At 40.8% G+C, this 12,520-nt stretch carries 10 protein-coding genes; 2 read left to right on the forward strand and 8 right to left on the reverse strand.

Annotation, left to right across the window (positions count from 1 at the left end):
* Positions 1–95: 95 nt before the first annotated feature.
* Complete coding sequence (locus AC3WLU_RS14500; RefSeq protein ID WP_278089720.1) at positions 96–1,577, forward strand: aldehyde dehydrogenase family protein; 1,482 nt, start codon at positions 96–98, stop codon at positions 1,575–1,577.
* A 189-nt stretch (positions 1,578–1,766) separates the two neighbouring features.
* On the opposite strand, the gene AC3WLU_RS14505 is transcribed toward AC3WLU_RS14500, so the two are convergent.
* The 4 genes from AC3WLU_RS14505 to AC3WLU_RS14520 all read right to left on the reverse strand — a co-directional run bounded on the left by AC3WLU_RS14505 (position 1,767) and on the right by AC3WLU_RS14520 (position 6,908).
* Complete coding sequence (locus tag AC3WLU_RS14505) at positions 1,767–2,471, reverse strand: TerC family protein (protein WP_057277507.1); 705 nt, start codon at positions 2,469–2,471, stop codon at positions 1,767–1,769.
* 323 nt (positions 2,472–2,794) lie between these two features.
* Complete coding sequence (locus tag AC3WLU_RS14510; RefSeq protein WP_278089721.1) at positions 2,795–4,282, reverse strand: tagaturonate reductase; 1,488 nt, start codon at positions 4,280–4,282, stop codon at positions 2,795–2,797.
* A gap of 62 nt (positions 4,283–4,344) precedes the next feature.
* The gene (locus tag AC3WLU_RS14515) at positions 4,345–5,358 is read right to left on the reverse strand and encodes a zinc-binding alcohol dehydrogenase family protein (protein ID WP_063576106.1); all 1,014 of its coding nucleotides are present in this window, start codon (positions 5,356–5,358) and stop codon (positions 4,345–4,347) included.
* A 44-nt stretch (positions 5,359–5,402) separates the two neighbouring features.
* Positions 5,403–6,908: a UxaA family hydrolase gene (locus AC3WLU_RS14520; RefSeq protein ID WP_145505445.1), complete on the reverse strand. Its 1,506-nt coding sequence runs from the start codon at positions 6,906–6,908 to the stop codon at positions 5,403–5,405.
* A gap of 198 nt (positions 6,909–7,106) precedes the next feature.
* Here AC3WLU_RS14520 and AC3WLU_RS14525 point away from each other — a divergent pair, with 198 nt between their 5' ends.
* Positions 7,107–7,976, forward strand: a complete 870-nt coding sequence (locus AC3WLU_RS14525; RefSeq protein ID WP_098864371.1) for an AraC family transcriptional regulator — start codon at positions 7,107–7,109, stop codon at positions 7,974–7,976.
* A 69-nt stretch (positions 7,977–8,045) separates the two neighbouring features.
* On the opposite strand, the gene AC3WLU_RS14530 is transcribed toward AC3WLU_RS14525, so the two are convergent.
* The 4 genes from AC3WLU_RS14530 to uxuA form a co-directional block, all read right to left on the reverse strand.
* Positions 8,046–9,287, reverse strand: coding sequence for an MFS transporter (locus AC3WLU_RS14530; RefSeq protein WP_063576103.1), 1,242 nt, complete (start codon positions 9,285–9,287; stop codon positions 8,046–8,048).
* Positions 9,288–9,446: 159 nt separating this feature from the next.
* Complete coding sequence (locus AC3WLU_RS14535; RefSeq protein ID WP_492597462.1) at positions 9,447–10,448, reverse strand: LacI family DNA-binding transcriptional regulator; 1,002 nt, start codon at positions 10,446–10,448, stop codon at positions 9,447–9,449.
* A 159-nt stretch (positions 10,449–10,607) separates the two neighbouring features.
* Entirely contained in the window at positions 10,608–11,444 is an 837-nt protein-coding gene (locus AC3WLU_RS14540) for an SDR family oxidoreductase (RefSeq protein ID WP_187049461.1), read from the reverse strand.
* Positions 11,441–12,517, reverse strand: coding sequence for a mannonate dehydratase (gene uxuA / locus AC3WLU_RS14545; protein ID WP_054395679.1), 1,077 nt, complete (start codon positions 12,515–12,517; stop codon positions 11,441–11,443). Before uxuA ends, AC3WLU_RS14540 begins: the two co-directional genes overlap by 4 nt.
* Between the last annotated feature and the right edge of the window lie 3 nt (positions 12,518–12,520).

Here is a 12,520-nt window from a genome sequence, read left to right on the forward strand (position 1 = left end):
GGAAAAAAACATAATAGTATGTCTGATCCTTTTACTTAGAGCCATTGTCCAAACAAATATCGAACATATAATCCAATTGAAAAGGGGTATTATACATGGAACAAACTATTAAACTCAATCCACGTGTGCAAGAATTCTTGAAGGGCACCAAAAAGCTTTTGATAAATGGGGAATTGGTTGAAGCTGCTTCAGGAAAAACCTTTGAGACTCTCGATCCTTCAAACGGCAAGGTTTTAGCGGTTGTGAGTGAAGCGGGTCCGGAAGATGTAGATAAAGCAGTCAAAGCAGCACGTACGGCGTTCGACAAAGGTCCTTGGAAAAAAATGAGTGCATCTGAACGCAGTCGCCTCATTTATAAATTAGCGGACCTCATGGAGGAACATAAAGAGGCGTTAGCGCAATTGGATACCCTGGATAATGGCAAGCCAATTGGCGAAACCACTAATGCCGATGTCCCCCTTGCAATCGATCACTTCCGTTATTATGCGGGATGGACCACTAAGATAGTAGGACAAACAATACCTGTTGCTGGGAATTACTTCAATTATACCCGTCATGAAGCGGTTGGAGTGGTAGGTCAGATCATCCCTTGGAATTTCCCCCTACTTATGGCCGCATGGAAATTAGGCGCAGCCCTTGCCACCGGATGTACGATCGTTTTAAAACCAGCGGAGCAAACGCCGCTTTCAGCCTTATATTTAGGACAATTGGCGCTTGAAGCAGGTTTTCCTCCAGGCGTTCTCAATGTCATACCAGGATTTGGTGAAACAGCAGGGTCACCGCTTGTAGATCATCCTGATGTCGATAAAATTGCCTTTACCGGTTCAACCTCAGTAGGGAAAATGATCATGCGCCAAGCTTCGGGAACCGTGAAAAAAATCTCGTTGGAATTAGGCGGGAAATCACCTAATATCATTTTACCGGATGCAGATATGAGTAAAGCCATTCCTGGAGCTTTAATGGGCATCATGTTTAATCAAGGACAAGTTTGCTGTGCCGGTTCCCGCCTGTACATTCAAAAGAAATCCTATGATAACGTGGTAGCAGACTTAGTGTCCCATGCAAAAAACATTAAACAAGGGGCCGGTCTTGATCCATCTACCCAGATAGGGCCTTTGGTATCCAGTGAACAAATGGAAAGAGTCGGCGGTTATATTGAAAAAGGAAAGTCTGAAGGAGCTGAAGTGGTTACCGGGGGCAATTACGGACAAGGAGAGGGTTATTTTGTAACTCCTACAATATTTGCAGGCGTTGAAGACGAAATGACAATCGCTAAAGAGGAAATCTTCGGTCCTGTTGTAGCTGCGATGCCTTTTGACGATTTGGATGATGTGATAAACCGTGCAAATAACTCAGAATACGGATTGGCTGCAGGTTTATGGACACAGGATGTAAGAAAAGCCCATTATGTCGCTAATGAATTAAAGGCGGGTACAGTTTGGGTAAACTGCTATAACGCATTTGATGCAGCTTCTCCATTTGGCGGGTATAAACAAAGTGGAATCGGTCGGGAAATGGGCAGTTATGCTTTGGATAATTATACGGAAGTCAAAAGTGTCTGGATTAACTTAAACTAAAATAACAGAGTGAACGCTCCATATGCTCATTTGGCTAAGATATCATGATTGAAGTGCATGTTATCGTTTGCTAATTCGCAAAAGGACGAACCAAAGTGCGGACTTTGGTTCGTCCCTTTTCTTGTTTTGTACTTATATGGCATAGACAAAAAGAAGAGACCTTTCATCCGAAAGGTCTCTTTGTATCGATTATCCATTACGTTCGATTTGCATTTTTTCTCTGTTTGCTTTTTCTTTTTCGATATTTTTCTGTCTTGAAATCCCGGCAAACAGGATTCCAATCACCACTATCGCTTCAAATCCATATTTAATGAAGGGATTTGCAAAGTAGTCGTGCATGAAAGGTTCAGCTACGATCATTTTAGCAGCTGTCCAGCCTAGTATTCCCGCACCAATTATTATGATGAATGGGAAGCGTTCGATCAGTTTCAGGATCAAAGTGCTTCCATACATCACTACTGGAATTGATACAAGTAAACCGATCACCACTAAAATGAAATTACCATGAGAAGCACCTGCAACCGCTAGGACATTGTCCAATCCCATCAATGCATCTGCAATAATGATGGTTTTTATGGCAGCCCACATCGAGTCTGCAGGCTTCACATCATGTTCTTCTTCATCGATAAGGAGCTTATAAGCAATCCATACAAGAAGTAATCCCCCTATTAAATGCAGTCCTGGCACCTCTAATAGCCAAACAACTAGCAGCGTTGCAATGATCCTTATCACTATTGCCCCGACCGCTCCCCATATTATCACCTTTTTTTGCTGTTCTTTTGGAAGCTTTCTTGCAGCCAATCCAATAAGGATCGCATTATCACCGGCTAGAACCAAATCTATCATAATGATCGCTAAAAGTCCTGAAATGAATTCACCTGATAAAAAATCCAACACAAATTCCTCCTTTTTACAAAAATAAAGAGACCTCTGCCATAAATGGCAAAGGTCTCGCTAAGCACTAAATGAATTAGGCCAATAAAGCCGGTGGGGTTCCCACGTAATGACGACTTTATTTCAGGTTATCCCTGACGCTACTCCCCTTCACGGGAATAAAAGAATATGTAATTCTTTTAATATCTTTCCATTAGGAAACTACCAAGAAAAAATATCACTAATTCAGTATACCAAAAATACAAATAAAATAAAGAAAAAAATAATAGATAGTAATGTTATTCATGAACTTAACCTTGTTCATATCCTTTCAACGGATTATTTTAGTCGATCATCCCTTCTAGATATTGACATATTTTATTTCCTAGGCTCGGGATATCGCTCAAATCCTTCCCCCATAGATATTGATTACTTAAGGTTGCCTCTATCAATTGTCTAAGCGGGACTTCCCCCTTATCATAACGAAGCCATTGTTCCTGGAAAAATTCAATTGCCTTTATATCATCTTTAACGACATAGTCTTTACCCGCAAAGCTTTTACCAATATAACTCCCCTTCATTTCATTAACCCTATAAAATCGGATCAGGCCCGAAAAACCTCTTACGATACAGTCGGGCAGCGTGCCTTTCGCCTCATGATATTCCTCTAAGGTAGGAAGGAGACGAGCCTTGAACTTCGAAATGCTGTTCAGCGAGATATCGGCCAGGAGGTGATGTACAAAAGGATTCTTAAATCGCTCAAGAACACTTTCCCCATATTGCATCATCTCATTTTGATCAAAAGGTAATGAAGGAATTATTTCCTTTTCGATGGCATTGCTTAGAAATTGGTTGAATTCCGGATGATCGATTGCCTGTTTTACTTCTTCCAATCCAGATAAAATGCCTAAAGGAGCCAACAAGGTATGTGAACCATTAAGTATCCTTACCTTCCTCATTTGATAAGGTGTCAAATCTTTTACCCAATGCACATTCAATCCGGATTGTTGTAAAGGAAGACGTTGATCGATACAAGGGTCACCTTCAATAGCCCATAAATGGTAGGGTTCTGCCGTATTTAGCAGAGTATCCTTGTATCCCCATTCAGCAAATAGGGTGTCCGACTCATTGGCTGGAAATCCTGTAACGATACGGTCTACAAGCGAGTTTAGGAATAGGTTGTCCCGGTCCACCCACTCCATGAATGGCTTTGGTAAATCCCAATCCCTGCTATGCGTAAGAACATATTGCTTCAATGAATCACCATTTCTCTCTAAAAGCTCACATGGAAGCATGATCAGTCCCTTTTTCGCATCCCCGTTGAAATGCAGATAGCGATGATACAAAAAAGCAGTCAGCTTTCCTGGAAAAGATTCCATCGGCTTTCCTTCTTCCAAAGGAATCGGCTGGTATTTGAGTCCTGCTTCAGTCGTGTTGGAAACTACAAATTCCAATTCAGGATTTTCTGAAAGTGCTAAAAATTCCATCCATTCTTCATATGGATCAATTACCTTTGAAAAAACGGAAATGATCTCTGTATGTTCCACTTTCTTCCCTTGGTGAAAACCACGTAACATTAATGTATACAGTCCATCTTGCCGCTTCGCTTCCTCTATTTTCCCTTTCCCGGCGCGGCGGGGCTGGGTAACTGCAATGCTTCCCTTGAAATGACCTTGTTTATTACACTCATGAATCATCCAATCAAAGAAGCCCCGAAGAAAATTCCCCTCACCAATCTGCAATACTTTTATGGGGAAATCCATTTTATGTGAGGATTGGACAGCTTTTGTATCTTTACTCAAACGCTTTAGTGGACTTTTATTTATGTTCATGATCAAAGAATTCCTTTCTTATTGAAATATCCAATTCAGAGTGCGATTTAACAGCATACTGCTTATATTTCGACAATCGCCTTGATCACTTTAGCTTCAGGAGTTAACCATCCTTCAAATTGATTGATCATTTCATCCAAATGTGTGCGGTGTGTAATATACTGGCTCATATCCAACAAATCATTTTTCAGCGTATTCACGACATAATCAAAGTCATCCCTTGTTGCATTGCGGCTTCCCATCAATGTAAGCTCTTTACTGTGGAATTCAGGATCATTGAAGGAAATATCAGCTTTAACTAAACCGACATAAATCAATCTTCCGCCGTGAGCAGGATATTTAAAAGAATCCATCATTGACTTAGCATTACCTGTCGCATCAAATACCACGCTTGGCATATCTCCATTCGTCAATTGGGCCAATTTCTCCATTGGATTCTCCAAAACATTCAAAGTATAATCGGCATTTGCCCATTTGCCAGCAAACGCAAGGCGTTCATCATTTACATCCATTGCGATCACCTTCGCACCCTGTTCTTTAGCGAATGCCATGACTCCCAAGCCAATGGGACCAGCACCAATCACTAGTGCAAATTCCCCTTTATGAATAGCGGCACGCCTAACTGCGTGAGCCCCGATACTTAATGGCTCTATCATTGCGGATTGATCAAGTGTGAGACCCTCTGTTTTCACCAAATGATTATAAGGAACCGTAATCCACTCACTCATGCCGCCTTCAGCATGTACACCCAACACTTTCATATCCGTACAGCAGTTCGTTTTTCCACTTCTGCAAGCCAGGCATTCTCCACATTCCATATAGGGGATGATCGATACTTGATCCCCGACATTAAGCCCAGATTCATTTTCCGGTATGGACTCAATATAACCGGATAATTCATGGCCAAGTATTCGGGGATAGCTAAAAAAGGGTTGATTGCCTCCATAGGCATGGATATCCGTACCGCATATACCTATTCGCCGCACACGAATCAAAGCTTCCCCTGAGTTTGGTACGGGTTTTTCCGACTGTATCATCTTAAATTCAAAAGGTTGTTCACAAACGATACTTTTCACTGATTAACACTCCTTTTTTATAGCTTAATAGAAACCTTTAACTATTAGAGAATGACACCTTCTTTAAAGATGCTAATCTCCCTATATCCGAATTTTTCATTATTCGTTTTCTTTTTACCGGATGAAAGCTCAAGAATGTAATGGAATAAATCGTCCTTTAATTCATCCATCTTTTGACCTTCAATTAACCGGCCGGCATTATAATCAATCCAGTGCTTTTTACGATCGGCTAAATCCGAATTAGTGGCTATTTTTACAGTTGGCACCGGTCCGCCGAATGGTGTTCCTCTTCCCGTAGTGAATAGAACGATATGTGCGCCGGCTGCTGCCAAAGCCGTCACCGAAATCAGGTCATTTCCAGGAGAATTGATTAAATTCAAACCATGCTTCTCTACTCGTTGTCCATATGGGCTTACATCCACTACAGTGGCATGTCCCCCTTTTTGTGTACATCCAAGTGATTTTTCCTCCAGTGTACTTATGCCGCCTTCCTTGTTTCCAGGTGAAGGGTTTTCATAAATTTCTTGATCATGGCGAATGAAATACTGTTTGAAATCATTTATAAGGCCAACGATTTTCTTAAAGGTTTCTTCATCCCTCGCCCTGTTCATCAATATCGTTTCCGCTCCAAACATCTCAGGAACCTCTGTCAATATCGTGGTCCCGCCATTTTCCACAATTAAGTCGGAAACCGCACCAACCAATGGATTAGCAGTAATGCCTGAAAAACCATCGGAACCACCGCATTTCAAGCCTATTTTCAACTTTGAAACTGGTACGTTCTGGCGTACGAACCCTTCTGCATAGTCCACTAGTTCCCCCATTAAACGTAAGCCGCTCTCCAATTCATCTTGAACCTCCTGGGCTTTTAAAAATTTAATCCGACTTGGAGGAAATTCGCCTATGACTTCTTTAAATGCTTCGATTTGATTGTTCTCACACCCTAATCCTACAACTAAAACCCCTGCTGCATTTGGATGTTGAGCCAAGGCTGCCAATAGTTTCTGCGTATGGGTCAAATCATCTCCCAATTGAGAACAACCGTAGGGGTGGGAAAAGTGATGAACTCCATCGATTTGACGATCTTTAAATTGCTCACTGCCCATTTTGGCGAGAAGTTCACATGTTTTATTGATGCAGCCTACCGTATTGATGATCCAGATTTCATTCCGGATACCCACTTCACCATTTTCACGGATATATCCTTGGAAGGTATGATTTTGACTGGGTTCTTTTGTTTTTTGTCTGCTAGGTTGATAGGAGTAATCCAATATGCCATGCAAACCTGATGTCAGATTATGGGTGTGAACCCAATCTCCAATGGAGAGATCTTCTTTAGCTTTTCCGATCGAGTAGCCAAATTTGATTACGTCCTCCCCTCGCTTAACCGGATTCACTAACATTTTATGCCCTTTAGGAATGTCATCACGTGCCTTGATATGGATCATTCCCCTATCTTTTGTTTGAATCTGGAGGCTCTGTCCTTTCTGAATCCCCTCCAAGGAAATAACAACATCATCGTTCGAATGCAATTGAACAAATTTTTTCATTTTGTTCCCTCCTTATCATGAGTGAAGAAGTTCTAAAGGTAACGTCAATCCATTCCGAAAGCCCTTTCATTTTTCCCTTGAATTTTTTTAATTTTCAAATCCTCTATTAATTTTAACATCAATTTTTGAAATATTAATTGCGTATTTTGCTATAAATATACTCATTCTTGTTGTATTATACTTTCAGGAGATGAACAAATGAAAAAAATCCATAATGCATTAAATCATGATTTACTCTTCCCATTTTCTTTTGTCTATCAAGATACGAAAAGTCCCCAGAATGAATTGTCCGATCATATGCATGACCATTATGAAATTGTTTATGTTTATAACGGTAAAGGGACCTTTTTTATCGGTGATGTGTTTTATGATATGCAGCAAGGGGATGTATTCCTGATCCCGAATAATACCATTCATAGGGCTTTACCGAATAAGGACGACCCTGTTACCTCCACCATTATCTTTTTCAGTCCCACATTAATATATAAAGATATGGTTGATGATTCTTTTTCATATTTACATTTGTTTGATCTGACAAAAAAGAGTAAGAATTATAAATTATCATTGCCGCAAAAGAAACAAGTTAAGATGGAAGAACAGCTAGAACTTATCCTGCAAGAAATGAATAGCCGATCGATAGGCTCGAGGCATGGTTGTTTGCTGACCGTTCACCAGATCATACTTGATTTATACCGTATCCGGATAAATGGCAAACAAGAATTATCCGAGGGCAAGAGCTATAGTTCAGAATGGATGAAAGATATTTTAATCTATATTAATGAACATATGGATGAACCATTGACGCTGACGATACTTGCACAAAAAGCTTTGGTCAGTCCCGCACATTTTAGCAGGGTTTTTAAGGAAACGACTGGAATTGGGTTAGTCGTGTATCTAAACACGAAAAGGATCATCAAGGCAAAGGAACTTTTACTGGAAACGAATCACACCATTGCCCATATTGCCGAAATGTGTGGTTTTGAAAGCATGCCCCAATTTTATCGTACCTTTAAGAAATACAATGAAAAGACACCAGCTACATTTCGAAAAGAAAATAGGGTCCGCTAGGCATGCCTAATACAAATGAAAAAATGGAAGTGTCTTCCCTTTGGGAGACACTTCCATTCTAACAATCTATTACGCAGGCTTTACTATCGGCCGTACAAAACGGATGACCGCTAGCGATGCAACAACTGCCAATCCACCTGCAAGCAAGAATGCAACTGTGTATGTGCCTGAGGTATCGACAATGTATCCTGTTAACGTCGGTCCGATGATTCCTGCTGTATTTGCCAAGAAATGCATAAAACCTCCAACAGAACCAACATTACCAGGGTCGACGACATCGTTGACGATGGCCCAGTAAATGGCACCAGTCAAATATAGGAAGAAGACGGAAAGTGCGACAAGCGTTACTGCACTGACTGTTGTGGATACAAGTCCAGCAAAACCGATACATAACGCCGATAAGAACAAACATGTTACTAGCACTAGCTTACGTGAGAATAAAACACCTTTTTGTGCAAATTTTTTATAGAAGAAATCTGACACGAATCCACCCAAAGCTAGTCCGATGAATCCAAAAATCCAAGGAATCACTGTAATGATACTCATATTTTCTACACTTAGCCCGCGTGCATCCACCAAATAGCTTGGGAACCAAGTTAAGAAAAAGAAGAGAATGTAGTTGTAAGAAAAAAAGGCTAGAGCTGTAAATAAAACCGTTTTTTGTTTTAAATAGAAGGTGAATTTCAATTTCCCTTCCGATGTTGCCGCTACATAAGATTTTCCTGTATGCTTCTGTTCCTTTGACTCTTCTGGTTTTTCTTTAACGAACTTCCACCAGCAAATCGCCCATATAAGACCAATTACCATTATGGCAATGAAAGAAACTCTCCATCCATAAGAGATGGCAATGAATCCAACTATCGGACCTGCAATGGCGCCACCAAGCGGCGTCCCGCTATTCGTCAAACCAACGACAGATGCCCGTTGATTTGCCGGGAACCAGTTATTCACCATTTTATTGATGGTTGACGAAAGAGGGCCTTCGCCCATCCCAAACAGGATACGGATGACGATCATACTGGCAAAACCGACAGCAAGTACAAGCGCACCACTGAATAAAGACCAAACGATCATCGCCACGAAAAGCGTAAGCTTCGCTCCCCATTTATCGGACGCCATGCCTCCAAGAAAGTTAAATACAGCATAACCAACGGAAAAGCTACTAAAGATAATTCCCATCTGTGTGGCTGTTAAAGATAAATCATCTTGAATGAACGGAGCTGCAATGGACAGTGCAGATCGGTCCAGATAATTTATTACCCCTGCCAAGAACAAGAATACGATAACCATTCCTCTACCATTTGAAAACATAAAGTACCCCCCTATACATTTCTGAAAATGCAGCAGCATTTTTGGAAACGTTTCCATTTAATAACCAAGAGTAAAACCTATATGACCCAAAAACTAAATCGGTTTAGAATCCCCGTAAAAAAAGCGCTTTCTTTTTCACGGGGATTCTTACATCCTAATCTAGCAAGAATTCCTTGAAAGCAAAGTCGGTTTCAAGCGATGCACGCTTGTATCCTCTTTTCCTGTTTTATTGATTTGACTAAGCAGTAACTCAGCTGCCAAGTTGGCCATTTCAATGGCTGGCTGATTAACCGTTGTGATGGTCGGTGTATAGAAACTGGCATATGGTACATCATCGATGCCTATGACCGCTATGTCATCAGGTATATGGATTTCATGCTGTTTCATATAACGCAATACTTCATTAAGTACGATATCATTTCCTGCCAATATGGCTTGAGGCGGCTTTTCCAATTCGAAAAATTCTGAAAGCGCAAGCGGAATTTCGTCTGCATTCACGGTTTTTATATATTTAGAATTGACTGGTATCCCATGTGACGCGAGTGAATCCTTATACCCTTTGATCCGTTCGATTCGAGGGCTGATATCGCGTATTATTGAAGTGGTTATGATTGCAATGTTTTCAAAACCCTTTTCAATAAACCGATCGATCGCTAACTTGGAAGCAAGGTGATTATCGAGCATGACTGTAGCAATATTCAATTCTTGGATTGTCCTATCCATGAATACAATCGGGAATTGATCACTCTTCATCCGTCGATATAAATCAAGATTGTCCCCTGTGGGGAAAATGATGATCCCATCCACTTGTTTAGCTCTTAGCATTTCAATATAATTCTTTTCCTTTTCAGGATTGTCATCCGCATTGCATACGATAATATGGAACCCTTGTTCATAAAAGTAGTTTTCTATCGCTCTAATAACTTGCGTTGAAAACGTGTGAAGGATATTGGCAACCACTACCCCAACGGTAAAAGTGGACTTTTGTTTTAAACTGCGCGCTATTATATTAGGCTGATAGTTTAACTCTTCGATTGTTTCTTCAATTTTTTTCCTGGTTTTTTCACTCATATATTCATAGCGTTTGTTCAGGTATTGGGAAACTGTGCTTTTTGATACTTTCGCGTGATTGGCGACATCAGTAATTGTAATGGTTTTCATTTCATTCATCCCTGTCGTGTGATTTCAATATATAAGGAATATTCTATTATAATAAGTAAAGCTTTACAATCACCTTCTGATGCAGTAAAAAAGTCAATTTCCAATACCATGGAACTAATTTATCACGTTAACTTGTTTGCCTTTTTATAGGAGCTGAATTCAGACGCCGGAGTATGCCATGAAACCACCATCGACCGGTACCGTAATTCCAGTGACAAAGCCCGAGTAGGATTCATCAGCGAGCCAAAGCAACGTTCCAAGTAAGTCTTCAGGCTGCCCAAAACGCTTCATGGGTGTTGAAGTAATGATTTTATTAGACCTTGCTGTCAGACTGCCATCTTCATTAAGCAGAAGATCCCGATTTTGCTTCGTCAAAAAGAATCCTGGAGCAATGGCATTTACCCGTAAACCTGCTTCGGCAAAATGTACAGCCATCCACATCGTAAAATTATTTATCGAAGCTTTGGCCGCACTGTATGCTGGCACTTTAGTCATCGGAGCGTAGGCGCTCATGGAAGATATATTTACGATAACTGGTGCTTCCACTTGCAATAATTCTTTTCCAAAAACCTGACTTGCCAAAAATGTACCGGTGAAATTACTGGCAAAAACTTGGGAGAAACCATCCTCATCCAGATCAAAAAATGATTTTCCTTCCGCTTCTTCCCCATATTTCTCTGGAGCTGTAATGGCATCAGGATGATTGCCTCCAGCTCCATTTATTAATAGATCCACTCTTCCGAACGCTTCTATTATTTTTCCTCTTGCATTCTCCAATGAGGCTCTATCCAAAACGTCTGCTGCTATGGATATCGCAGTGCCCCCTTTTTGTTCAATGAGTTCGACCACTTCTTGCCCTTTTTCGACCGATCTGTTCAATATAGCTATCCTGACACCATGACGGGCCAATTCCACAGCCATTTTCGAACATAAAACACCGCTGCCTCCAGTGATCACTGCCACCCTATTCGATAAGTTTTCATGGATGGGAATCATGATTTCCCACCTGATTTACCAGCTTCATATGCATCCCATAATCCGAGCAAATACATGATGCCCAATGCTCGGTCATATAAACCGTAACCTGGGCGACAATCTTCACCCCAAATATGGCGGCCATGATCTGGCCTGACATAACCAGTATAATTCTGCTTATTCAATTCTTCCACGACGCCCTGTATATTGATGGATCCATCCTGGGTATGATGGGACGTTTCCACAAAGTCACCATTTTCATAAATCTTCACATTTCGAATATGGGAGAAAGGCGAACGGTTTGCATACTTTTTAGCCACTTGGACCATATCATTTTCAGGGTTTGCCCCCATCGATCCAGTACACATGGTAAATGCATTCGACGGTGAGTCCGAAATCGATATCAGTTTTTCATAGCTCGATTCACCTGTGATGATTCTTGGCAAGCCAAAAATGGACCATGGCGGATCATCCGGATGAATAGCCATTTTAATGCCGCAAGCCTCGGCAACAGGTAATATTTCTTTTAGGAATATTTCAAGATTCGCCCATAACTGCTCTTCGTCGACAGTTTTGTAAGCTTCGAATAATTCAGAAATTCGATCCATCTTTTCTGGTTCCCAACCTGGTAAAGTTAAATCGGAAGCTTCCGTCACAGTACGAATCAAATCTTGCGGTTCTAACGTATCCACTTTCGCCTTTTCATAAAATAGGGCAGTTGAGCCATCTTCCAAAGGATGGAACATTTCCGTACGAGTCCAATCAAAAATCGGCATGAAGTTATAGCAAATGACTTTCACTCCAGCTTCCGAGAGATTTCGGATCGTCTCTTTGTATTTCTCAATATATATCATGCGGTCTTCGTTACCCAATTTAATCGATTCATGGACATTTACACTTTCTACAACATCCGTGTGAAAACCAAATGATTGGATATATTCGATTTCTTCTTTAATTTCTTCCTTTTCCCATACCTCACCAACAGGTTTTTGGTGTAGTGCCCAAACAATCCCTTTCACACCAGGAATCTGTTTAATGTGCTCCAATGTAACGGTATCATTGTCTTTCCCATACCATCTAAATGTAATGTTCATCAT

The organism is Peribacillus sp. FW305-BF15, assembly GCF_058783805.1.

Excerpts from the sequence above, each read along its gene's own strand:
- AC3WLU_RS14500 (WP_278089720.1), top strand. The coding sequence starts at position 96 with ATGGAACAAACTATTAAACTCAATCCACGTGTGCAAGAATTCTTGAAG.
- AC3WLU_RS14520 (WP_145505445.1), bottom strand. The coding sequence starts at position 6,908 with ATGAAAAAATTTGTTCAATTGCATTCGAACGATGATGTTGTTATTTCC.
- AC3WLU_RS14530 (WP_063576103.1), bottom strand. The coding sequence starts at position 9,287 with ATGTTTTCAAATGGTAGAGGAATGGTTATCGTATTCTTGTTCTTGGCA.
- AC3WLU_RS14525 (WP_098864371.1), top strand. The coding sequence starts at position 7,107 with ATGAAAAAAATCCATAATGCATTAAATCATGATTTACTCTTCCCATTT.
- uxuA (WP_054395679.1), bottom strand. The coding sequence starts at position 12,517 with ATGAACATTACATTTAGATGGTATGGGAAAGACAATGATACCGTTACA.
- AC3WLU_RS14540 (WP_187049461.1), bottom strand. The coding sequence starts at position 11,444 with ATGATTCCCATCCATGAAAACTTATCGAATAGGGTGGCAGTGATCACT.
- AC3WLU_RS14535 (WP_492597462.1), bottom strand. The coding sequence starts at position 10,448 with ATGAAAACCATTACAATTACTGATGTCGCCAATCACGCGAAAGTATCA.
- AC3WLU_RS14510 (WP_278089721.1), bottom strand. The coding sequence starts at position 4,282 with ATGAACATAAATAAAAGTCCACTAAAGCGTTTGAGTAAAGATACAAAA.